We start from the raw sequence: 23,218 nt of genomic DNA on the forward strand, positions 1-23,218 counted from the left end.
GCCCGCTAGGGACAGCGGGCGCTACCTTTCGAGTTCCGCTAGTTCCCCAAGATTCTGTTCGAATCGCTGAGGAAGATGCCCTTCAGGTTCATATCGAGGGCTTGCGGGTTCGGTGAGTTCTTCATGCCAGTCTTCTTGCTGATCTTCCCCTCCTTGATGAGGCGAACCAGCTCCTTGTTGAAGGAACGAGAACCACTGTCAGCCGACACGTCGAGCAGAGCGCCCACCTTGTCGAACTTACCTTCACGAATCGTAGAGCGAGCGACCGAGTCACCAATCAGAATTTCCTGAGCTGGCACACGGCCATCTCCTTCGAGGTTCGGGAGCAGTTTCTGAACGATGATGCCGCGTAGCGTTTCAGAGAGCTTACGTTGCACCAGCTGATGCTGTTCAGCAGGGAAATATTCAAAGAGACGCGTGATCGCCTGCTGCGCGCTCGCCGCGTGCAAGGTGGTGAAAACCAAGTGTCCGGTCTCCGCGGCCGCGAGAGCCGTTTCGAAGGTCTCCTTGTCACGCATTTCCCCGATTAGAATCATATCTGGATTCTGTCGAAGCACCGCCTTGAGGGCTTTTTGGAAGCTCGGGGCATCGATCCCAACCTCCCGCTGCTGGAAAACGGACTTGGAATCGATGAAGTTAAACTCGATCGGATCCTCCAAAGTCACCACGTGCTTATCCATGTTGTGATTAATCCAATTGAGCAAACAGGCCAAAGTCGTCGATTTACCGGATCCTGTCGCCCCGCAGACAAAAACGATTCCGTCCTTTTTCTGGGCAAGATTCAACAGAACGTCCTGATCAAGAGAGAGATCCTCGAAATTCGGGATTTTGCTCTTAATATGACGGAAAACGATACTCACCGTCCCGCGCTGCAAAAAGGCGTTCACACGGAAACGACCGGCCCGCTCTAGGAAATAAGCAAAGTCGACCTGCCCCTCCATCTCCCAGCTTTCCTTGTAGTTTCCGGGCACATTGTCGTCCACGAAAGCCAAGACCGCTTCACCATCGATGGGCGGCATTTCCACTGGCTCGAGCGCCCCGTGCAGTCGCAGGAAGCCCGGTTTGTCGCTTTTGACCACAATATCGGAAGCGCCGTTGTCCACGGCTAGGTAGAGGAGTTCGTCGAAGATCTCGGATGCCATTTATCGAAAGAGAGTATACGTTGCAGAATTATTGGCCCTAATAACTCGAAGAGACCGTCTAATCAGACGCTTTCACAAAATGGTCTGATTTGAGGGTCTCTAAAAGATTGACCGTCCTTATAAATCGGCTTGGAACTCGATTCCTTCACTTTCGAATTATGAGCGTACCAAAGTATACCGGATCAATGACCGCCCTAGCGACCCCCTTCCTTGAAGATGGGTCTTTAGCCGAGGCTGATCTTAAAAAACTGGTTGAAGCACAAATCCAGGCTGGTATCGACGCGCTCGTACCCGTCGGAACCACCGGTGAGTGCCCAACTCTCAGCCACGATGAGCACGAACGCGTGGTTGAACTGACAATTGAAACCGCCGCTAAGCGAGTCCCCGTAATCGCTGGCGCCGGTTCGAATTCCACACGCGAAGCGGTTTCCTTGACCAAATCCGCCCACGAAGCGGGCGCGGATGCCTTCCTGCACGTTGCTCCCTACTACAACAAGCCGTCTCAGGAAGGCCTGTTCCGCCACTTCTCCGCCATCGCGGAGGCTACCGACCGCCCGATCGTCCTCTACTCGATCCCAGGTCGTTGCGGCATTCAGATCGATGTGGCTACTGTGGAACGACTCCTCGCTAAGTACCCGCACGTCAACCACATAAAGGAAGCCGGCGGTAGCGTCGAGCGCGTGGATGAACTCAAGAAGGCCATGGGCGACGATATCGTTGTTCTCAGTGGCGATGACAGCCTCACCCTACCTTTCATCGGTTCCGGAGCTGAAGGCGTGATCTCAGTGGCCTCAAATGTCATTCCAGCCGAGGTCGTAGCTCTCGTTAAGGCCTGCCGTGATGGTGACCTAAAGACTGCGAGCGCACTGCATCGTCAGCTCTTCCCGATTTTCAAGAACCTTTTCATCGAGCCAAATCCAGTACCGGTGAAGGCTTGCATGGTTCAGGCTGGCATCTTCCAGACCGAGCGGGTCCGTCTTCCACTCTGCGAACTGCAGCCGGAAAACAAGACTCTGATTCTCTCCATTTTTGAAGCACTGCAGGCAGAACTGTCTGCTCAAGCGTAGTAAGCTGCCATGTCACTGAAGATTTGCATCGTAGGCGCCAAGGGGCGCATGGGCCAAGCTATAGCCGCTGCCGTCGAGGAAGCAGGCCATACCGTTTCCGGCGGAGTCGACCAAGGTGACGACCTCCGTGCCGGAATCGCCGCTGCGGACGCGGTAATCGACTTCTCTTTCCACACCGTGACGGAAGAGGTCTTCTCTCTCTGTGCCGAGCTCGGCAAACCTGTCGTGTGCGGTACCACCGGGCACAGCCAGGAAGAGAAAGCCAAACTGCTCGAGATCGCTGCGAAGACCGCAACCGTCTGGGCCGGCAATTTCTCCATCGGCGTCAACCTTCTCTGCTACCTCGTGGAAAAGGCTGCTGGCATTCTACCGCTCGAGTACAACGCCGAGATCGTGGAAATGCACCATCGCCTAAAGAAAGACGCGCCAAGTGGTACAGCTCTCATGCTAGCCGACGCCGTTCTCGAGCCACGTGGCCTCAATTACGACGATCTTCGTCACGGTCGCGAAGGCATCACAGGCGAGCGCACGGAACGCGAGGTTGGCATGCACTCCCTACGCGGAGGCGACGTTGTCGGCGATCACACCGTGATTTTCTCCGACGTCGGTGAGCGCGTGGAGCTGACACACAAAGCTTCCAGCCGAGCGATCTTCGCACGTGGCGCTGTTCGTGCCGCGGCTTGGTCCGTCGGCAAAGAGCCAGGTATCTACGGTATCCGCGAAGTTCTCGGTCTTGCATAGATTTTAGAATATGATCGTATCCATCGAAGGAATACTCGAACGAGCAACTCCTATCACGGCGATCATCAATGCCGGTGGATTGGGGTATCTGGTAAACATCCCCGTATCCACCGCTTCTAAACTCCCTGCAAACGGCGAGAAGGTGAAGCTGCACACTCACGCCGTTTATCGAGAGGATTCGCAAGCTCTCTACGGCTTCGCCAACGAAGAGGAACGTAACTTCTTCCAGCTTCTCATCGAAAAAGTATCTGGTGTCGGACCAAAGGTCGGCATCAGCATGATGAGCAAACTGGAGCTGCCCTCCCTCATCTCAGCGATCAGTAACGAGGACGCAGTCCTGCTCGCGAAGACACCTGGCATTGGCAAAAAAACCGCCGAGCGTGTCATCATTGAGCTCAAGGACAAACTAAGCGCGTTCGCGAGAACAGCAGACACGAATCCCCTTCAGGGAATGGTTTCAGGCAGTCCTGCAGCTTCCTCAGAAGGAAGCCATAAGGACGACGCGATTCTCGCCCTACTGGCCCTTGGCTACAAACAGACCGACGCCAGCAAAGCAGTTGGCAAGGCAGTCGATGCCCTTGGTCCAAACGCCTCAACCGAAGCCCTCATCAAAGCGGCCTTGGGCTAAACAAAAAAAAGCACGAGCGGCTGCTCGTGCTCTTTCGGCAACAGATGGATAGCTGCTGTCAGAAATAGTGCATTGCCTACTGAGTAGGCTTACTGGCCGTAGCGGCGGCTCGACTGAAATCGACACTCGCGTCATCTTCATCCAACGCTGAGCCCAACGCTCGAACCGAAAAGATCCGGTTATCGCCCTCTCCGCCGCTAAGAGACTCATGCTCGAAGGTTGATGAGCGGACCGCTTCGCCGAATTTAAACTCCTTTTTCGCCCAGACCTTTTCTTCTTTTTTAGATGAATCGACAGTGAAACGAGCGAAAGAAACGTTGCTATCGCTTCCGAAATTCAACGGCTGGTCACCACGATCAAACGCTTTCTCAATATCGAAAGCGACCGGAACGACACCATCGCCGAAACTGAGGCGTTGCCCTTCCAACTCGTTCACGTCCATCACCAAAAGCGGCTCAGACTCGATACCATTCGCCGGCTCCATCATAGGAACCGACTGCGAAAGCTGATCAGCTTGCCCGCCAATCAGCGGAGTGAGATTGCGTGCTGCCATAAACAGCAATGCTCCGGCTGCGGCCATCCCACCAATAGCGTAAACTTTCTGCCGCCATTGGCTCGCTGGCTTCGTTTCCACAAATTTTTCTCCGAGCTTCGAACATGCATTAAACAATTGGCAGTACTGCACGTAGATCCGGTGGAACTCTGGATTCTCGCGAACCTCGGCTAAAAGCTCCTCTGATTCCTCAGCAGACAGCTCTCCGTCCAAGTACAGATTCAATCGCTCGATGAAAACTTGCTTGTTCATAAAAGTTCGTGACCCATTTTCTCGCGCAGACTCTCGCGGGCTCGGGCGATTCTGCTTTTGACAGTTCCGATGCTGATTTGCAACTCATCTGCTATCTCTTCGTAAGTCAGATTGCGCACATTTCTCAGAATCAGAGCTTCCTTGTGCTTCTCGTTAAGCAACTCCATGGCCGCCGCCACACGATCCTTAAACTCGTTGGTGATGGCGATATCTTCTGGAGACTCGATTTCCGCAGGAAAAACTTCCGCTAGAGTGGTCGCGGACTCAGCAGCGATCGGCTGATCGAACGAGACAGATTTGTCCCGCTTGCGACGCCACCAGTACCAGTAGCGATTACGGGCCAGATTCGTCGCAATCTGGTAGAGCCAAGTGGAGAAACTCGAATCTCCACGAAAGTTCTCCAAGCCTCGATGGGCTCGTATAAATGCGTCTTGTGTAACCTCTTCCGCATCTTGGGTATTACGCAGAAGCTTGTGTACCATCGCGTAAATGCGATCCCAATAACGAGAAACCATTTCTTCGAAGGCCGATTCGTCTCCGGCCTTGAATCGCGCTACAAGCGCTTTGTCTAGAGCGACTTCTTGAGCTTTTGTTGACATAGCAGTTGTCGCCTTGGGACGTGTCTGTTCAGCAATTGTTCCCATTTTTCCTCCTTGTTCCAATTTTCGGATTAAGACTCCCCTTTTCGCAGTTTATTCACTGAAAATACGCCGCCCCTCAGCAGCTAAGGTTTGTCTCCCACGTTACTTCGTCTGATCCATTTTCGCCCCTTTCGTTCAAAAAGCAGTTCTTAAGGAGCGCCATTTTCCAACTAATACGCGAAATCGGGGCTGTCGGTTGCTCAATAATCCCTCGGAAAATCCGAAGTCGGCCGCACACGCAACCAACTCGCAAAAGATGTAAAATTAGGACTTGCCAAAGCTCTAAGCACATCCTGTATTCCCTGCCTTCTGAACGCCCTCCGGGGCCTCGAATGGGTCGATAGCTCAATCGGTAGAGCAGTTGCCTTTTAAGCAATTGGTTCTGGGTTCGAGTCCCAGTCGGCCTACCACTTTAAACCGCTGATAACCAGCGGTTTTTGTGTATCTAGAGATAGCGGCATTGCGGTTCTTTTAACCCCTACTTTTAACCTTTTGCATGGAATCGCAACAGGGCTCGGATGAGCAGGATAAACAGTGGGTTAAAAAGGATAAGAATCTGGTGGTCTATGGGCCGACCGGAATCTACTATGGAAGGGCTAAAGTGGACGGCAGTCTAGTGTACGATTGCTTCAATACGAAAGAACGTGCCGTAGCTGACAGAAGGCTCCTCAAATTCATGGAGCGAATCCGCAAAGCTCGGAATAAGAGCAACAAAGGCAAACGAGCCTTAGCAAGAGCCACTTACTCTACCCTCTTCGAGCTATTCAAAAAAGAAATCGAGGCTGATACCTCCATCAAACCCAACTCAAGAATGGCGAAAATAAACTCGATCATTCGAATCGAAACGAGCTGGCCAGATCTTCTAACGATGAAACCCGCGAAGCTTCGAAAGCACGATGTCGAGCGATGGGTTCGTAGATTGAGCACCGAGGGCACCCAATTCACTCTTCCCGGCACTGACACAAAAAGAACCGGCAACTCTGAGTCTTCAGTTAAAAAGTCACTCCAGATCCTAGTTAAAATTCACGACTTCGCCATTGAGGAAGGACTCGCGAGCGAAAACGTGGTTAGAGAAATCTCGAAAGAGCGTCGCATCTTTAAAGGAGTAAAAGCATCTGAACCATACATTCCGTCAGCCGAGGAACTAAGCATGATCGAAGAAAAGATCTCAGAGAACAGAGGCGGAACTGATCGATCATTCACTTTGAGATTCCTCACCTATTCTGGAGCTCGAATCGACGAAGCCCGGAATATCTTTTGGTCCCAAGTCGACTTTGCAAATCGCACGCTCTTCATTCCAGGCACCAAGACCGCGACCAGTGACCGAAGCCTGCCTATGAACATTCAACTCCTCAAACTTCTTGAAGAGCGGTACAAATCACTTCTTAGCAAGGCCACGGCTAGTGAACTCAAGGGCATCAAAATCCTTCCAGTAAAAGACCTCAACAAGCAGCTCAAAGTAGCCTGCGAAGATTTGGGAATACCGAAACAAACCAAAACTGGGCAGCGAGATACCATCACGAACCATAGTTTGCGGCACTACTTCGCCACCTCATGTTTGGATAAAGGAGTACCAATCCCTACAGTCTCCAATTGGCTCGGTCACAGCGATGGCGGAGCAATCCTCCTCAAGATCTACAATCACTATCTAGAGGATAAAGGCAGAGCGGCTGCTGATGCCCTAGATTTGGGTGCCTAGATTCAGATTCGACGTTTCTAGAGCCAAATCAGCCTCTTCCCTATTCGAATGCCACTTGTTTTAGTGGTATACACTAACTCCGCACCTATTGAATCGAGGCGATTGTGGGCTTTTTCAGAAACTGTCCGCGCAGTTCACGTCGATTCACGTCCATTGCCGTCGGTTAGCACACCTTAACAAGGTGCACGGTTTTGAAATGATCGTGTGCATGTTTAAAAGCACCGAAACGAATCAAACGAACAGCTGGTCCATGTTGGATCAGCCCGTCTATAACGCTGCTGAGGTTTGCAAAATCCTCCGCATCTCACGCACGAGCCTCTGGCGTATCACGAAAAGTGGATACCTCCGCAAGCTACAAGCACAAGGCCAGGCTCTATTCCCTCGTAGCGAGCTTATTCGCTACCTAGAAGCGTCACAGGAAAGTGGAAACGTAGCATGAGCGAGATCGTCACCAGCAAGCTTCTCGATAGCCAGCCTACTGGAACATCTGGCCAAGCTATCTACCCTCCAAACGAACTCATAGATCGATATTTGGACTTTGCCCGCGACATGTGCGAGAGCGAGGACAACCTTCTTATCGGTGCCCTACTCCCAGTATGTGGAGCAATGCTAGGAAGAAACGTTTGGTTCGATTTCGGAAGGAAGCTGTATCCAAATATCTACTCGATTCTTGCAGCTCCTGCAGGATTCCGGAAATCGACCTGTGTAAATCTGGCGGAATCCATAGCTGCACGAATCCTGAATAAGGACAGATTCCTTTCCGGACAAGCGAGCGAGGAAGCTCTTTTCTATGAATACGATCCTGAAAACGGAGGTTGTGCAGACAAAATCCTTATCGAGGATGAAGGAAACACGATTCTTACGAATTGGTCGAATTCCCAATACGGGAAAACGGTTTCCAAGCGATTCCTTAGTCTTTACGACTGCAAATCCTGGAAACAGGCCTTCAAACAGAATCTGAAAGACGGGGATTCCGTGGTAAAATCCATCGAGGAATCATCAACAAACCTGTTAATCGCTGCTACTCTTGGTCCTGCCGGATTCGGAGGACTCGAAGCTAAAGACGGAATGCAAAGACGATTCCTGACCTATCTTAGCGAAAACCTTGTTCGCACGATCTATCTTCCGAAATCCCAGGAATCCCAAGAATTTGAGAATCTACTTTTAGACCTTTCCCTCCTTCCAAACCTAGAAGGAAAGATTTCCTTCAGTGATTCCGCTTTTGAACTCTGGAAAGAGATTCAGGATAGGAATCGTGCGGAGATCAGCGAATGCAAATTCCAGACAAGCAAAGGAAGCCAATCGAAAGCGAGTCTCCTGGCCAACGAACCTACTTGTTCTCTCAAAATAGGAATGATTTTCACTGCCTTCAGAATAATTCTCCGGGAAAACTACTTTTCAAAGAATCAGGATTCCTTCGAAATGGAAGCAGAAGAACTCCTCTATGCGAATGCTCATGTACGCCAGTGTATTCAGGATTCCATGGCATTGGAAAAAGTTTCCCAGAAAGCGGAAATTCGAGAGGATTCCGAAAGAATTTACTACAACATTCTGGGAAACCCTAAAGGCTTGAAATCTACCGAGAGAAAAGACGGGACTTTTATCGTTCTAACGAAGACACAACTAACATCTCGTTTTGCGAATGACTCTCGCCGGGGCGGAATGACGATTGAACGACTCTACAACGAAATCATACCGGACTTGAAACGCCAAAGAAAGTGCATCGAACTCGAGCAGGTTGGGAAAAAGCGAACATTCGGATTCCTTAAAGAAGATGATCATCCGTAAATACCTGCACCCACGGAAATGGGGAAAATGCGGAAATTTCTACAAATTCCGCAATTTCCGAAACCTCTGCTCCAAATTCATTTAAAACTCAACCAATAGAAAATGGTCGCTCTCAAGAGTTTGAAAACAATCACCGACTCTCCGGACTGCCCTTCCATTTCTCATCCAATTCGCTTTGGAGTCTAGGAACATGTGTACTAAAATACACCCCGTCCTTGCTAAATGCGATCGGCTCCAATGGCCCCATTGTATCCCTATCTTGTTGAAATCCGTTTTTCGCAAAATCACTCATTAGGCTGTCCACTTGCTTCCAAAAGCCCTCTCGAATCCGCATTATGAGTGTATCGTCTTCATCCGATGGATCGAAAGAGAATGTTAACTCCGATTCAAAGCCGTTGGTTAGTAGTCGAGAGCTTATGCAAATTGAAAAATCAATCTGATTAGTATCCTTCTCACAATACCTTCGAACAATTGAAGCAAAAAGGCTACTAGGGATACTCAAGTAACCGGTATTCAAAAAAATGACACCGCATCTCAAACAACCGAGCCTACTCCGTGTTTCTTTAAGCTGTCTCGCAGCAGACTTAATTTGATTTTTGATCGGACCACCAAGGATATCCACATAAGTTCTCCATTCATCGTCTGTCAGGTCATCTCTTGAGAGATCTATGAACTCTCCTTCCTCTTGAACTACTGAGCTTAGGAAACTTGTCAGTTTCTCCTGACGCGATTTAACTAGAAGACCTTCAGACTGAATATCCTTTAGCTCAATTGCTACATTGCTCAGTAAATAGTCAGCACATTTCTGAGATCTCTTTTCCGTTAGTTCAGTACTAAGTCGCTTGCCACCGACGCTTTCGATTACGTCATCGATGAACAGCTCACCAATTTTGGGAGCAGAGAATACCATGCCAGCGTCCTTCTTCGCCATAGGCATCTGATCGAACCATTCTAGGAATATTATCTTACCTGATCGAGCATCTTCATATGCAGTTACGACTTCTTCGGTATCACATTCACGAATAAAGTCCTCTTTAACCGTTGCGTACTCAAAAGCACCTTTAGGTTGCCAATACTTTCTACCGATCTCCGTTTTCGCTTTTTCAACAGCCATTTCGCGATCATCTTCACCTACTAAGACACAAATCCTCGCTGTCTGCCATGGGAAGTATTTGGGGTGCTCAGGCTTAGGACAAGCAGCAACAAGAATCCGCTGAACTTCTCGACTCTTCATCTTTCGACGACTTCAAAGATCAATAAATATCGCATCCAAAACTCAAATACATATCCATTAAACTCTAGAGTAAGGGTATGCGTTCTTGATGTATATGTTTAAAAACTGACCTTTAGAAGGAGATGCCAGAAGCTGGTCAAAAATACTGACTGGGACATTATAGTACTGATACACAGCACCTGACAAAAACTCCACTTCTAGAGTCTGAGAATTCTCATCATATCCGACCGATGCCAGATTGGAGGACGCCACATAGTTTCTATTCATAATTCAGCTCTCGGGTGTTTCATCAACAATAGTTTGTCTTTCGATTCTTACATCATTCACAACAGCTCTCGGGCGTTGTGATCTCCATGAAGCAACAACACGGTCATAACCTTCGGACCTCCGTTCCAGAGCCCATTCCTTGGCAACTTCTGGATCCGCACTTTGAGGGCGATGTTCACGTGCCGGCAGTGTTATTCGACATCTCATAGGGAGTTTTGTCGCCTCACCAACAACTACAGCTTCACCCGTTCTCAGTACCGGAAGAGCATCAAGCAAACTTGTCAGATTATCTGGCAGCGTCCCCTGTACTCTCGACCGATCCGCGGGGTTCGATAACCTCATTGCAAAGATAGTCCCACATTGAGACAATATCGTCTCGTCCACTTCAGAGGGCCTCTGACTAACAATCATCGCTCCTACACCATATTTTCGACCTTCTTTCGCTATCTTTTGAACTGTAGTTGATGCTAATCCATCCTTCTCGGAGGCAAGGTAACGATGAGCCTCCTCCATTACGATTAACAAAGGTCTCGAAACACCTCCCTCCGACTTCTCCCGACTCCAATACAGGGCATCGTACGCAATCTTAACGATGGAACCAACAAGCAGTTCCAACACATCACTTGGTGCACCTGACAAATCAAGAATCGTTACTGGTTCATCACCACCCAGCCATCCATCTAGCAATGCATCCAAATCACTTTCGATGTCTCCTGTCTGCGAAGGCTCCCAGTTCCCAGGTTGAAGTAGGAATTGATATCTTCTATCAATCAATCGAGACCTAAGGGTGTTCAACTGACGCCTTATTCCCTTAGCCTGCTGGTTTAAGAATGGGCCTTGTGCTCCCATCGCGTGGGGTTTGAATTTAGGGGGGATAAGAGCGTCTAGGTTTCCGCGATCAAGCAATGCCGGGATATCTCTGTTTGTTCCCTCAAATGTGGTCAACTCGAACTCGATTAAGTCATACCAAAGCCTTTTCAGGCTGAATGGAATTGGCGTATCAATAGTAAGGGAACTCTGTTCAATCCCTGCAAAGTTGGCCGATTCGAGCGATTCAGATTTTAGATCAAAAATTTTGTCAGTGAATGCAATTTCCCGATCACCTGAAACTCCTTCTGTTAGGAACTCGATGAGTTCATTGCTTCCCAGGGCCCAATACGGAACAAAAAGTTGCGATTCACCTGGGCGAGGATCTATGGAAAAAACATTAGCAACATCGGCCAATGCCTCTGAATACTCCCCATGAATATCCAACATCAAAATTCGAGCACTTGGGTATGCCGCTTGTGAATCTTCCCTAGTTGTAAAAGCACGAATCACGCTCGCAACGGTCGTAGACTTGCCCGATCCAGTTGAACCAAGAACAGCTGAGTGTCTAGTCACGAGCTCGTCGATAGAGATTTTTGCAGATATACTCTCAGTACTGGAAAGGGTACCAATATTCAGATACCCTGTATCTAAAGAGTTGTAGATTCTCGAAAGATCTGACTCCGTCGTCGTATGGACACTATCCCCAATATTTGGATACTGGCTTATTCCCCTTTCAAATTTACCTCCTACGGACTCGCCAATTAATTGAATCTGCATCCAGCGTCCAGTCTCCCCTCGAACGGCGGCATTCAGCTCTTCAGGAACTGCCTTCGCCCCTACTTCCGATACTATTCCAAAAAGGTCCTGATAACCTTGAGGGATCCTTATAAAGCTTCCAACCTGCCCAATCTTGTAGGTCTTGCCCTCTATTATGGAAAGCCCCGAGGCAACCGAAGGAGCTAAATGAACAGTTAGAGCAGATCCTGACACGGATGCGACACTTCCCAAGAAAGTAGGATCATTGCTGAGCATCTTCTTTCGGGGATTGAATTGATTCTTCATCCAACTCCTTTCCTACCGGATCAGAGTTATTATCAGCAGATTCGTGAGACAGGTCATTAGCCTGTGAATACGCTAGAAATCGGGTGAAGCTAGCGAAGTCACCGAGAATAAACTCACCATTTTCTTCGTTACGATTCCAATAGGTCTTACGTATCCGCTCAGCAAATGCATCTTTGAGAAGACCTGGTTGCCAATTTCCCGTAAGACCATTAACGACTGCACCATCTCGTGCAAAAACACTAGCATTAGACCGACGTTTTGCCAATTCAACAGCATTGGTTTCGTCACTTAGCTGCTTAAATTGGAAAGCCCATAGGGCGGTATGGGCGTTAGCAGATAGAGCTTCATCTATCACAGCCAAAATATGGGAATCGAAAAACGAAAAACCAGTACACAGCATAAGACTGTCTGGAGTAGTTAGAAAATCACTGAGCCTAGCAAAAAGCGACGAGTATGGCTGCCGGGTTATTTGATCATACTTCAAATGATCAGGATAGATCAGCTTGGTAGCACAACGATTACCCGTCCTGACTACTGTATTCTCCTGAACATCCCATCCTAGTGAACCGTGTATTTTCCAAACACGAGACCATCGAGAAGGCAGTGTATCGCTAGCTATAGAAACAGGATCGAAAAACGGCTTATGTGCCCCTGTAAATCCATCAAAATAGGGACTGTGCGCCTTCTCAAAGGCCTCTTCTAAGAGAAGATCGTAATTTGGAGTAAATATCTCAACCGCATGACTTCGTTGAGTTCCTCCGATCCAAGAAATCAACTCGGTATACGGATTTGAACTACGAGGCAATTTAGCAGCCACAATTTCACCGATTTTTTGGCAAATAGTGTCTGCTATACCTCCAAACTCTCCACCATCAACACCGCCGATTTTGAAGTTTCCAATTGCCTGAGATAGTTGTCGAAGCCTAGTGAGGATAGCTTCGATATTCGGATTCCCACCTATATCTTCAATCTGAGCATCAACAATCTCCTTATCTTTTGCACTTAGTTGATCGAGAACCTTGGTTGTCAAACGTGCAACGTCTGGAATTAACGGCTCTCCGCCTTCCTCTTGATTTCCCTCCGCGTCGACGCTAATGGATACAGGAGCTCCCGCTCCAATCAAAATGCCAATTCGCTTTCTCCCTTGTGAGAGAATTTGCCGCAAATCGAACATAAACTGGTCAGGATTGTGCAGGGTGTTTTGCATCATGGAAACTGGCTATCAATCCAGGCTTTTAGTTTCTAGGATTTAGTTCGCTCCTCAAAAGAGCCCTCGACAAAGAGGTACCGGTTTACGAATCCAATGCAAACAATTAGGTATAACTTGCATACAAACACCAATAAATTAGCGTTCAAACTAACGGTAATTAGCTCAATTCTCTAACTCGTTGCCCTACGAAGCAGGAAAAACTGAACGACTCTAACACAGCCCAACTTTTCCTCGTTCGAAGCTTACGTAACCACTAATCATAATGCCAACAAACAGAAATCAGGTAGCCCAACTCACACCTGATGAGTTCGAAGAACATGTTCTAAAGATCATCAAGACATCTGGAATTGGACTTGAGGAATTTAGAACAACAAAACGCGAGAAAATCCAAGGCACTGAGGGAGAGTACGAAATTGACGTCGTTGCTCGTTTCTCTGCTCTCAATACCAAGTTCCTCGTTTTAATTGAATGCAAGCACCACAAAAGCCCCATAAAACGTGATGTGATCCAAGTTCTTAAAGACAGGATGGGCTCAATTGGTGCACAAAAAGGTATGGTGTTCGCATCCGTCAATTTTCAAAGTGGAGCACTTGCATACGCAAAGAAACACGGAATAGCCCTAGTCAGAGTAACCGATTCTGAACCAGAGTACTTCAACAGAGCCTCGCCTGTACGCCCAACAGAAATCCCGACAAGAAAAGGAGCTTGGTTGCTTAAATCTACTGGAGAAGCAAAAACCCAATACACTGCCCTGGGTCTCGGTGATCCAACTACAATTCTCAATGCAATGGGATTAGCGACACAAACATCCAACCCTATAGAAATAGTAATCGAAGAGTAAACAAGCTGCTCCTGCAGTTTTCATCGAATTGAAGAACAACTAGGAATGTGGCCGCAAAAGATCATCCGAAAATAGGAATGATGCTCCGTATCCTTATCTCCATCACACTCGTCAGCCTAGCCCTATTGAGCACCGCTGATTTCTTCGTGGTGATGCTTCTGGGAGCTGTTTCGATACCAGCGGTCGTCATCGTTCAATTGATAATCGAGTTTTTGGCTCGGAAGATCACCGGAAAGAAGGAAACAAACAGACTTTACTCAATCGTTCCCGCAGTAGTCGCTTCAGTCGCTATCATTCTGAAACTCAGCATTTGGGTCCAGCCCTACGAACTCTTCAATCTTGTCATGGGTGAAGATATGCCAAGCAGTGTCGAAGACTTCACTTTTGTAGAGGACGCCTGGACAGACTACAGCGTTAGATTCCATTGCAAGATCTCTCCCGAGGACCTGGACGAACTTCTGGAAGGCAACAAATTCACCAAGGACACGACCTACGAGCGATTGTCCATAATTCGTCAGCCAGTTGAGATAAGCATCAACGATGAGGAGATAGACCCCATCATCACACCAACTGTCTACTCCTACACAATACCCAATGAAAACGGAAACGATGGTTGGTGTTCGTTAACCACGAACATCGAACGCAACCGGATATACGTCGTTTACTCCGTGGACTAATTCCCCTCAGGGGCTCTACCTGCATTAGAATCGATGAACAATCCTCACTCCATCTGGGAGGCGCGCTATGCCTCATCTAAGAAGAAAGGAAGCAACCACTCTTCAGAATGGCTGGATAGCTGGTTACAATCTGCAGACGGCCAAAGCCGACAGGCCCTAGACCTCGGTTGTGGATTCGGAATCGACACAGAAGGGCTTCTAAAGGCTGGGTTCGAGGTCACATCTGTGGACTTTGCAATTGAAGCCCTGAAACACAGCAGAGCCAGAAATCCTCAAGCAACGCATATCCAACGCGACCTCTCTGAAGGAATCGGCCACTTCGAGAAATCCTTCTCTCTGGTCGTTGCCAACCTCTCCCTTCACTACTTCAGCAAAGCACAGACAGAGAGAATCGTATCAGGCATTCACGATGCACTCACAGAAGGAGGTCTCTTCATCTTCAGGGTGAACTCGAAAGAGGACAAAAACTTTGGAGCAGCAGTAGATTCACCAGATTGGGCTCTGATAGACGTCGGGGGAGTACAGAAGCAGTTTTTCAATGAACCGATGATTGACGAGCTACTCGAAAACAGGTTCGAGATAGTCTCATTAGAACAACTCGATACCGACCGCTACACCAAGACCAAGAAGCTAATCGAATGCGTTGCGAGGAAGCGATAGCGGCAGAACTCCCGGTTAAAACCCGAAATCCCCTTCCTCAGCTTTTAACCCTAACTTGTTAACCCTGTTCGACTATTTTGAATTTTTTGGGCGTGTTTCAGCCTGTTTTAACCCGTTTCGGGAGGTTGCACTTTTTAAACGTATCAAATTGTTATTCAACAACTTGAAAAAACGAGAGACGCAAAGAAACCCATAATTAGGACCTTTTAAGCAATTGGTTCTGGGTTCGAGTCCCAGTCGGCCTACCAAATAAACCGCTGATTATCAGCGGTTTTTTTGTGCCTGATTTCCATACATTGCAATAGTCGTCCCAGTCGATCTAGGGCTTGAAATCAATCGGCATTCTCACTCGGCACGCAGTGGGATACCCATTTCGCTTTGCAGGCTGCCAAATCGATTCCGTGACGCACGCAACTGCAGGATACTCAAATTCGGAGTGAGTCGAACTATGGACCCTCGCATTACGAACAGATCCATCCTGCAAAACCACAAACTCAACAACAACACGTCCTTCCCGTTTGAGTTGCTGCATCGAAAACGGATACAGCGGAGTGGCTATACGGATTGCCTTTGGCTTCTCATCCACATCTGCCATCGTCAGTACACTACTGGGATCGAAATCCACTGCCAGAGGCACTCTCACTGTGATGGCCACAGGAACGGCTTCATCCCCCGTCATTGCCGGATCGAATCGAAGCTTCAGGACTGCATTTTCGACAACCGATCTGAGAGCCTCTTCCTCAGGCGCTAATTTGGGTTTCACAAAAACTGGCACACCGCTGGCCGAAATTGCCAAGGTCGCCTTTATGGATCGTTCACCGAACTCCTTTTGAAGCGTCTCTGGGTACTTGACGTTTAGAGCATTCAAAAGCGCGGGCTTAACCTCAGTCTCTTTCACACTAAGAATGTTGCGTGTACCAAGTTCCCAACTACGTGCCTTCAACTCCTCTACGACACGATCAGCTCCGTAGAAATCACTCGCTTCCAGCAAAGTAAACTCTCCGAGGAGAAGCCGATCAGATCGCCATCCCTGCTCAATGAGGCTCACAACAAGTTCCCTCTGATCTCGAGCAAGCAGCTTTGTAACAATAGCATCTATGTAGTCTCCTTCTAGATACCATTTCCCTCCATTCTCCAAAATAGATAAGGCAATATCAAACTTTCCAAGAAACGCCGCATACATCAGTGGAGAAATCCCTGGCCCGACGTCTTTATTCACATCGATTCCATATCCATACAAGCACTCTACCGAACTCAGCTGCCCCTCCTTGATCGCGTAAGTAAGCGGGTCGATCCCTCCAGGTTGCCCTAAGCTTTCGCTCGCATTGTCATAAAACCAACAGATTGCTTCAACGTTTCCCAAGCCGATCGCATAATCAACCGCTCCCATTCCCTTGTCGGTCAAAAGGTCGAGCTTAGGTCCTCTTTCGGCGACTGATTCAAGCAGAGTGACATCGGCATACGCCGCTACAGAATGCAGCAGGCCATACCCACCTTTTTGCACATCCGGCTTAACCTTCAGCTCATCCATCAAAGTAAACGCAAGTTCCGGATATCCTCTCGAAAACAAGGTGAGCACCCAATCACCGTGATAGCCGCTGGGGGCCGTGAATTTAGCCCCTCTCTCCAAAAGGTAATTTACGATCTCCTCCGAATGAGAGCTAAGACCTTGAGACAAAGCCCAATTGTAAGCTTCCCTAGTCCTTCCCTTCACCTTTCCAGGGGCAAGAACTTTGACGACTTCGAACTGTCCAGATCGTGCCGCATGGGATAAAACGCTCTGCTTGTACCCGCCATCCTTGTACGGAGCTCCCGCATCCAATAATTGCTGAACCGCCTTCGCTCTTCCATTTTGGGCCGCGTACCAAATCGGTGAATACTTTTCCTTATCAACAGCACGGGCCAATTTGGGGTTTTCGCCAAGAGCCGCAGCCAGCAAATCGAGCAATCCATTCGCTGCAGCGTAATGAGCGACGCTCTTCCCTTGCCCGTCAGGTTTAGCCGCAGCGAGCTCCCCCACTTCGTATTCATTGGAAAATGCCACCTTATCCCAAATGAACACATTCGACTTTTCTAAAACCACACCTCCTTTAACAAGCCAACCAATCGGCATACCGCCTGATCGAGAGGTCGGAATATCAAACTCGATCTGGCCTCCACGACGACCAATCTTGTTGCTATCCAACACATGGAACTCGCTTAAACTCCCTTTGAAATGCCAAGCCACGACCACAAAAGCATTCCAGCCTTCTTCATTGGCGATTCTCTTCGGGAGCCATCTCGGGATTCGTAGCTTAACGTCAGACAGCAGAGGTTTACCTCGATCCTTAAACGAATTAGAGCGATTCGCGATCTCGTAGTGAGCGAAGAGGTGAGCGTGCGAAGCATCCAAAGGAAGCTCTCCCCGCACCCACCAGGCATCCGACCGGTCCCCTTCATAGTCCGCGACCTCGCCGACATCGATCTCCTTCATCAGCAACTCATCCGCAACCACAGCATCGACCCGATAAGCCTTTTGCTTATCAAAATAGAAAGTCTCGATCTTCGCTCCGACGAGTGAAGTAAAAGCGAGCGTTAAAAGAGTAAATAGGGCAAAAGCTCGAGATACGTACATATGAGATAAAAGGGGCAATGTTTTTACCTAATACGCAGATGTCGGGTTTCAACAACGAAACGAAAAAAGCCGTCTGCATAGCAGACGGCCTAGAAACTTATCACGAACGAGCGAGGAGCTCTACTTGATCAAATACTCCGCGATCTGGATCGCGTTAAGCGCCGCCCCCTTCCAGAGCTGGTCGCCGACTACCCAGAACGCAAGGCCGTTGTCGAAGCCAATGTCCTGACGGATACGGCCCACGCCACAGTTCACCCTGCCCGCGAAATCGAGCGGCATCGGGTAGGTGTTGCTAGAAGGCTCGTCAATCAGGTCCACGCCTGGGAACTCCGCGATCGCTGCCCGTGCTTCCTCTACGGATACAGGTCGCTCGAACTCTGCGTTGATGGAAATCGAGTGTGAACGCATCACTGGCACACGCACGCAAGTGCAAGACGCGACGAGATCAGGTAGCCCCATGATCTTACGGCTTTCGTTTACCAGCTTCATCTCTTCCTTGGTGTATCCATTATCCTGGAAAACATCCACGTGAGGCAGAGCGTTAAATGCGATCTGGTGCGGGTAAACGCTCTTTTCGATCGGTTCGCCCGCGGACCATGCCTTGAGCTGATCTTCGAGCTCCTTCATCGCTTCCGCTCCCGAACCGCTCACCGCTTGGTAGGTCGACGCAAACATACGCTTCAGACCGAAGGCTTTGTGCAAAGGAGCTGCACCCATCAAAGAAATGGCAGTAGAGCAATTCGGATTCGCGATGATCCCCTTGTGCGCACGAGCCGCCTCGCCGTTGATCTCAGGCACCACGAGCGGCACCTCAGGATCCATGCGGAACGCGGAACTGTTATCAATCGCCACTGCTCCCGCCTTCGCCGCCGCTGGGCAAAGCGCCTTGGAAAGGCTTCCATTCGCGCTGAAAAGCACGTAATCAAGTCCGTCGAAACAGGTTTCGGTAGCTTCTTCGATGGTGATCGTCGTGCCCAAAGCCTCGACCTGTTTTCCAGCAGATCGGGCAGACGCGAATAGCTTCAGCTCGGAAACTGGAAAGTTTCGGTCGCTCAGAAGCTTGATAAACTCTTGGCCAACCGCTCCGGTTGCGCCAACGATACCTACTTTGTAACCCATTTTATTATGTCCTCGGACTTATTGCAGCCGACCACCCATAAGCTCCGCGCCCTCGAGATCAAGCAAACAGCGCGTCTCCTGCTAGTATCCATTAGCCAACAGACCCTGCAGGTTCTCGAAAACGGGCAGCTAGTACGCGAATTTGCCATCTCCACCAGCAAGAATCCCCCATCTTGCCTGGAAAACTCATTCGGCACCCCGACTGGCCTACACAAGATCGGCCAAAAGCTCTGCGGCAACGCCCCGCTCGGCGCTGTCCTGAAAGGTCGCGTCGACACCGGCCGCATCTACTGGGAGCTTCCCGAGAAGGAGCAAAAGCCCAACCTCGTCACCACCCGCATCCTCTGGCTAGAAGGTCTGGAGCCGGGCCACAACCAAGGAGGCAACCGCGATTCCCACGCCCGCTACATCTACATTCACGGCACCAATCACGAAGACAGGATCGGCTCTCCCTCCAGCGGCGGCTGCGTTCAACTACGCAACCAAGAGATGATCGAACTCTTCGACACCGTTTCCGAAGGCGACCAAGTCTTCATCGGTTAATCCCGCCATAAAGCGGCCTTGCTCCGCGATCATACTCCCAGCTTTTCAGCAAAGAAGCGCATCCCATCTGCAGATCCCTACGTATTTGGAACTGAACACGCCCTAATCCAAATGCTTCGATTTGCCCCTGCCAAGAACCTGGGACGCCATCTGAGGATCGCCTCCCTACGTTTCACACACCCGCGCACCCAGCTCGCGACCCTGACCCTATTCGCGATCCTTCAAAAATCGCCGGCCCTCGTACGCGTCTTCAACGGACTCAAATTCTCCATCGAGCCCGCAACTCGCATTTTACAAAAGCTGTCGCTCACCGCCGCCAGTCTCGGCAGCCACCACGCGCTTTCAGCCGCATCCCCCGCGAACTACTCAACCACAACCAGCGACGAACAGAATTCAGCCAACCTGCAAAGCCAGGAACTCAGCATCGACGCCCAAGAGGAGTTTTTCATAATCTTCGGACTTACCAGCGTATCGGCAGGAAACCGGAATCCCAAATCCTGGGAAGTCACGGGCACCATACCGCCGGGAATGAAGGTCGAAGGGGTGAGTGGTTCACTGAGAGTTCCAACAAACGAGCAAGGCGTTTTCAACGCTAGGACGGGAATCGTCACCGGCACTCCCACCACAGGCGGCGAGTATCAGCTCCACCTCCGCCCATGGGAAAACGAGAACAAAGGAGGCCGCACAGCCGACCCGTTTCTCCTAACCTTAAAAATCATCCCCAAAGAACTCGTGGCGACGGAAGCTTCGATTCAAGAAACCTCCGAAAGCTTCACCATTGAATGGACCATTGCCCCTGGCCAACAGTACGAGATCCAAGCGAGCGACACCCCTTGGGACGAACAAAGCTGGACCACTCTACAAACCGCCATCGAGACCATCGGCGACAAACAAAGCGCCACTCTCAACAAAGAAATCTTCCCCCCGACGCTCCTCATACGCGTAGCCACATCGCACCAGTAGGCGGCTAAACACCTCCTCAGTATCGAGCCTTCGCTTCTCCAATCCCACCGCGAAGATCTCCACAGGTAAGAAATAAGCGAATGCTTGCTTCAGCGACGTAACCAGAAGTACAACCTCACGTCCGCCAACTCTTCTGTTACGCCCCTATCCCCATGAGCGATTTCTTCCGCGAATGGAGCTATGCCGTGCGCAAGCTCCGCAGTACCCCAACAAGCACCCTCGTCGCCATCCTCGTACTGGCAATCGCCATCGGGGCAAACTCCGCGATATTTACCCTCACGGACAATTTATCCGTGACCACCCCAGCAGGAACGGAAGCCGACAAGGTCTACCTCATCGGAACTGGACCTCGCGACCCGCAATTCCAAAACTTCTACGAATTCGACGGCGCCTTCGGAGAGACAATCGAGCAGAGTTTCGACGCCTTCGAATCCCTCTCTCGTGTCACCCAGTACTGGCTTACCATCTCTCAAATCGAGAAGCCGCTGCGTATCCAAGGCCTTCGGGTGAGCGAAGGCTTCCTGCGAGACATAGGCGTATCCGCATTTTCAGGACGTGCCTTCGAGACCCAAGACTTCCAGCCAGGCGCAATCCCCGGAGCTATGCTCACCCGCCAAACCTGGCAAGACGGCTGGGGCAGCTCGCCAGATGCCCTCGACTCGATCATCCACGTCAGCGGCAAACCCCACCGCATCGTGGGCATCCTCCCCGATTCCTTTACATTTGAGCGACGAGAATTCGGAATAGTCACCGCGTCCAACTTCAAAGAGGATGAGATGGACGGCATCTACTTCTGGTACTACAATATGGCCGGGAAGCTCAAACCGGGCGTCACCGAAGAGCAAGCGCGGGCCGCCCTGAAGGCAATAGAGCCTCAACTCAAAGGCCTCGAAACCTATCCCGGCTATTGGGATCGAAGAACGCTCGACATCAAGAAGCTCAACCAAAACGAAAACAGCTTCGTCGAGGACCAAATTCAAATCCTTCTCTCCGTCGGACTCGTCATCCTCTTCATCGCCGCCTTCAACGTAACAAACCTCACCCTCGTCCGGCTTAATCAACGCGGCGGCGAATACGCGACACGCGCCGCCCTCGGAGCTAGCCGCTGGGACTTGCTCCGCATCTCCATCTATGAAAACGGCACACTCGTCGCCCTCGGTTTCCTGCTCGGCATCGGCGTCGGCTACGGTCTCATTCAGATTGTCGTTACCCGTTTTTCCGGAGCCGAATGGGGATTCCTCGCCATGCTCAACGGCGATCTCGGCCTAAACATCCGAGTCCTAGCCTGGACCGGCCTCGCCTGCATAATCGCGCTTCTGATCATCAGCCTAACCACCCTGTTCTTCTCAAATCGAAACCTAATCAACGTATTCATAAAACAAGACACCCGCAGCGCCACAGGTAGCAAAACCTTTCACTTCATCACCAACAGCTTACTTTTCCTCAAGATCGCTTTCACCTGCGGGCTCCTGATAATTGGGACCTTCTTTTACGTCAGCCTAGAGAAAGTAAAAGACTACCAATACGGATACGAAATCGACAATATTCTCCACGGAAACATAAACCTGCCCTTCTACCGCTTCGACAACGGGGAAGGCTCACCCGAGCTCCTCCCCATGCTACACAGCGTGTTGGAGGAGGTCAGAAAAGTTCCAGGCGTAGAAGACGTATCCTACTCTAAACTACAGTTCCCACATTGGGGCTGGCGCCAGTGGATCCGCCTCGCCGATACGCCTAAGGATATAGCCGACTCAGACCTGCCCGAATCCTGGAAAGGCATCGTCTACCCCGGTTTCTTCGACCTCATCGGCATGCAGATCTCGCAAGGCGAAACCTTCACCCCTATCCACAACACCATCGACGCCGAGAAGGTTACCATCGTCAACCAAGCCTTTGTCGAGGCATACTTTGGAGAGGAGAAGAACCCGCTCGGCCAACACGTCGAAACCAGCTTGATGGGCACCGTAAGCCACTTTCGCATCATTGGCGTCGTCAACAATACCCACCGCTGGTGGCGGGATAACGAAGCGGAACCCACCATGTACTTTGCCAACTCAGCCGATGCCGCCGCCCGCCACTGGAGTTGGGTCTACATCAAATCGCCGAACTGGGACAGGTCTGTCGAACAAGCCGTGTTGGACGCCGTCAAACGAATCGACAAAGAAAACGTCATCACATCCTTCGAACCCCTAGGAAGGCTCCTAGACCAATCCCAAGGATCCTTTCGCTTCATCGTCTTCATCCAGACTTTGGTCAGCAGCATCGGCTTCATCCTATCTTGCGTCGGCATCTACTCCGCAGTCAGCTACTCAGTTATTCAGAAAAGACGCGACACCGGCATACGCCTCGCCCTTGGAGCGAGCCCAGCAAGTGTCCGTAATCGCATTCTCGTTCGCACCCTCGCCCTCCTCACGCCGGCGATCGTCATCGGGTACATTACAGTTTACGTCGCGCTCGTCCCCATGAACAAGCTCGAGGACCAGCTCTACCTCGTACAACCGGGAGATTGGCGCATCTATCTCTTCGCCTGCCTTACCCTTCTAGCAGTAGGCATCGCCGCAGCCCTGCAGCCCGCCCTCCGCTCCGCCCGAATCGACCCAAACCAAGCCCTCTACGAACACTAGATGACATGAGGACGGTCGTCATCTAGTTCCGACCCCTACCGGTTCAGCCATTTTGCGCAGTTTCATGTCGAACGTTCGACATG

General features: G+C 50.2%; 21 protein-coding genes and 1 tRNA gene. 13 read left to right on the forward strand and 9 right to left on the reverse strand.

Annotated elements, in window-relative coordinates; genetic code table 11:
* Nucleotides 1-38: 38 nt before the first annotated feature.
* Nucleotides 39-1,142, reverse strand: coding sequence for a type IV pilus twitching motility protein PilT (locus tag JIN87_RS25140; protein ID WP_200358887.1), 1,104 nt, complete (start codon nucleotides 1,140-1,142; stop codon nucleotides 39-41).
* A gap of 158 nt (nucleotides 1,143-1,300) precedes the next feature.
* Between JIN87_RS25140 and dapA the strand changes: the two genes are divergently transcribed.
* From dapA to ruvA, 3 genes are read left to right on the forward strand one after another with little or no spacing between them, the layout of a single operon-like run.
* Nucleotides 1,301-2,209: a 4-hydroxy-tetrahydrodipicolinate synthase gene (gene dapA / locus JIN87_RS25145; protein ID WP_200358889.1), complete on the forward strand. Its 909-nt coding sequence runs from the start codon at nucleotides 1,301-1,303 to the stop codon at nucleotides 2,207-2,209.
* 9 nt (nucleotides 2,210-2,218) lie between these two features.
* Nucleotides 2,219-2,950 (forward strand): 4-hydroxy-tetrahydrodipicolinate reductase, encoded by a 732-nt coding sequence (gene dapB, locus JIN87_RS25150; RefSeq protein WP_200358891.1) that lies wholly within the window; start codon nucleotides 2,219-2,221, stop codon nucleotides 2,948-2,950.
* Nucleotides 2,951-2,960: 10 nt separating this feature from the next.
* Complete coding sequence (ruvA, locus tag JIN87_RS25155; RefSeq protein ID WP_200358893.1) at nucleotides 2,961-3,578, forward strand: Holliday junction branch migration protein RuvA; 618 nt, start codon at nucleotides 2,961-2,963, stop codon at nucleotides 3,576-3,578.
* Between the two features lie 76 nt (nucleotides 3,579-3,654).
* Here ruvA and JIN87_RS25160 read toward each other — a convergent pair whose 3' ends face one another.
* Both JIN87_RS25160 and JIN87_RS25165 read right to left on the reverse strand, forming a co-directional pair.
* A complete protein-coding gene (locus JIN87_RS25160) occupies nucleotides 3,655-4,383 on the reverse strand; it encodes a hypothetical protein (RefSeq protein WP_200358895.1) in 729 nt (242 codons plus the stop codon).
* The gene (locus JIN87_RS25165) at nucleotides 4,380-4,982 is read right to left on the reverse strand and encodes a sigma-70 family RNA polymerase sigma factor (protein ID WP_200358897.1); all 603 of its coding nucleotides are present in this window, start codon (nucleotides 4,980-4,982) and stop codon (nucleotides 4,380-4,382) included. The genes JIN87_RS25160 and JIN87_RS25165 overlap by 4 nt, the downstream gene beginning before the upstream one ends.
* A gap of 376 nt (nucleotides 4,983-5,358) precedes the next feature.
* Between JIN87_RS25165 and JIN87_RS25170 the strand changes: the two genes are divergently transcribed.
* The 4 genes from JIN87_RS25170 (at nucleotide 5,359) to JIN87_RS25185 (ending at nucleotide 8,511) form a co-directional block, all read left to right on the forward strand.
* Nucleotides 5,359-5,434 (forward strand) — tRNA-Lys (locus JIN87_RS25170).
* A gap of 86 nt (nucleotides 5,435-5,520) precedes the next feature.
* Nucleotides 5,521-6,723, forward strand: a complete 1,203-nt coding sequence (locus JIN87_RS25175; RefSeq protein WP_200358899.1) for a tyrosine-type recombinase/integrase — start codon at nucleotides 5,521-5,523, stop codon at nucleotides 6,721-6,723.
* A gap of 208 nt (nucleotides 6,724-6,931) precedes the next feature.
* Complete coding sequence (locus JIN87_RS25180; protein ID WP_200358901.1) at nucleotides 6,932-7,162, forward strand: helix-turn-helix domain-containing protein; 231 nt, start codon at nucleotides 6,932-6,934, stop codon at nucleotides 7,160-7,162.
* The gene (locus tag JIN87_RS25185) at nucleotides 7,159-8,511 is read left to right on the forward strand and encodes a hypothetical protein (RefSeq protein ID WP_200358903.1); all 1,353 of its coding nucleotides are present in this window, start codon (nucleotides 7,159-7,161) and stop codon (nucleotides 8,509-8,511) included. Before JIN87_RS25180 ends, JIN87_RS25185 begins: the two co-directional genes overlap by 4 nt.
* A 130-nt stretch (nucleotides 8,512-8,641) precedes the next feature.
* On the opposite strand, the gene JIN87_RS25190 is transcribed toward JIN87_RS25185, so the two are convergent.
* From JIN87_RS25190 to JIN87_RS25205, 4 genes are read right to left on the reverse strand one after another with little or no spacing between them, the layout of a single operon-like run.
* Nucleotides 8,642-9,745, reverse strand: coding sequence for a hypothetical protein (locus JIN87_RS25190; protein WP_200358904.1), 1,104 nt, complete (start codon nucleotides 9,743-9,745; stop codon nucleotides 8,642-8,644).
* 57 nt (nucleotides 9,746-9,802) lie between these two features.
* Entirely contained in the window at nucleotides 9,803-10,012 is a 210-nt protein-coding gene (locus JIN87_RS28970) for a KTSC domain-containing protein (RefSeq protein ID WP_200358906.1), read from the reverse strand.
* A 3-nt stretch (nucleotides 10,013-10,015) separates the two neighbouring features.
* Nucleotides 10,016-11,884: an ATP-binding protein gene (locus JIN87_RS25200; protein WP_200358908.1), complete on the reverse strand. Its 1,869-nt coding sequence runs from the start codon at nucleotides 11,882-11,884 to the stop codon at nucleotides 10,016-10,018.
* Nucleotides 11,841-13,094 (reverse strand): SIR2 family protein, encoded by a 1,254-nt coding sequence (locus JIN87_RS25205; RefSeq protein WP_200358910.1) that lies wholly within the window; start codon nucleotides 13,092-13,094, stop codon nucleotides 11,841-11,843. The genes JIN87_RS25200 and JIN87_RS25205 overlap by 44 nt, the downstream gene beginning before the upstream one ends.
* A gap of 262 nt (nucleotides 13,095-13,356) precedes the next feature.
* Between JIN87_RS25205 and JIN87_RS25210 the strand changes: the two genes are divergently transcribed.
* From JIN87_RS25210 to JIN87_RS25220, 3 genes are all read left to right on the forward strand, one after another.
* Nucleotides 13,357-13,935, forward strand: coding sequence for a restriction endonuclease (locus JIN87_RS25210; protein ID WP_200358912.1), 579 nt, complete (start codon nucleotides 13,357-13,359; stop codon nucleotides 13,933-13,935).
* 77 nt (nucleotides 13,936-14,012) lie between these two features.
* On the forward strand, nucleotides 14,013-14,612 hold the full coding sequence (locus JIN87_RS25215) for a hypothetical protein (protein ID WP_200358914.1): 600 nt from the start codon (nucleotides 14,013-14,015) through the stop codon (nucleotides 14,610-14,612).
* Between the two features lie 33 nt (nucleotides 14,613-14,645).
* Nucleotides 14,646-15,272, forward strand: a complete 627-nt coding sequence (locus tag JIN87_RS25220; RefSeq protein ID WP_200358916.1) for a class I SAM-dependent methyltransferase — start codon at nucleotides 14,646-14,648, stop codon at nucleotides 15,270-15,272.
* Between the two features lie 319 nt (nucleotides 15,273-15,591).
* Here the strand turns inward: JIN87_RS25220 and JIN87_RS25225 are convergent, their stop codons facing one another.
* Complete coding sequence (locus JIN87_RS25225) at nucleotides 15,592-17,886, reverse strand: TonB family protein (protein WP_200358918.1); 2,295 nt, start codon at nucleotides 17,884-17,886, stop codon at nucleotides 15,592-15,594.
* A gap of 120 nt (nucleotides 17,887-18,006) precedes the next feature.
* Nucleotides 18,007-19,005, reverse strand: coding sequence for an aspartate-semialdehyde dehydrogenase (locus tag JIN87_RS25230; RefSeq protein ID WP_200358928.1), 999 nt, complete (start codon nucleotides 19,003-19,005; stop codon nucleotides 18,007-18,009).
* 6 nt (nucleotides 19,006-19,011) lie between these two features.
* Here JIN87_RS25230 and JIN87_RS25235 point away from each other — a divergent pair, with 6 nt between their 5' ends.
* The 3 genes from JIN87_RS25235 to JIN87_RS25245 all read left to right on the forward strand — a co-directional run bounded on the left by JIN87_RS25235 (nucleotide 19,012) and on the right by JIN87_RS25245 (nucleotide 23,135).
* Nucleotides 19,012-19,548, forward strand: coding sequence for a L,D-transpeptidase (locus JIN87_RS25235; protein ID WP_200358930.1), 537 nt, complete (start codon nucleotides 19,012-19,014; stop codon nucleotides 19,546-19,548).
* Nucleotides 19,549-19,659: 111 nt separating this feature from the next.
* A complete protein-coding gene (locus tag JIN87_RS25240; RefSeq protein ID WP_200358932.1) occupies nucleotides 19,660-20,511 on the forward strand; it encodes a hypothetical protein in 852 nt (283 codons plus the stop codon).
* A gap of 152 nt (nucleotides 20,512-20,663) precedes the next feature.
* A complete protein-coding gene (locus JIN87_RS25245; RefSeq protein WP_200358935.1) occupies nucleotides 20,664-23,135 on the forward strand; it encodes an ABC transporter permease in 2,472 nt (823 codons plus the stop codon).
* Nucleotides 23,136-23,218: the final 83 nt, after the last annotated feature.

Source organism: Pelagicoccus mobilis (assembly GCF_016595505.1).
GTDB lineage: Bacteria > Verrucomicrobiota > Verrucomicrobiia > Opitutales > Opitutaceae > Pelagicoccus > Pelagicoccus mobilis.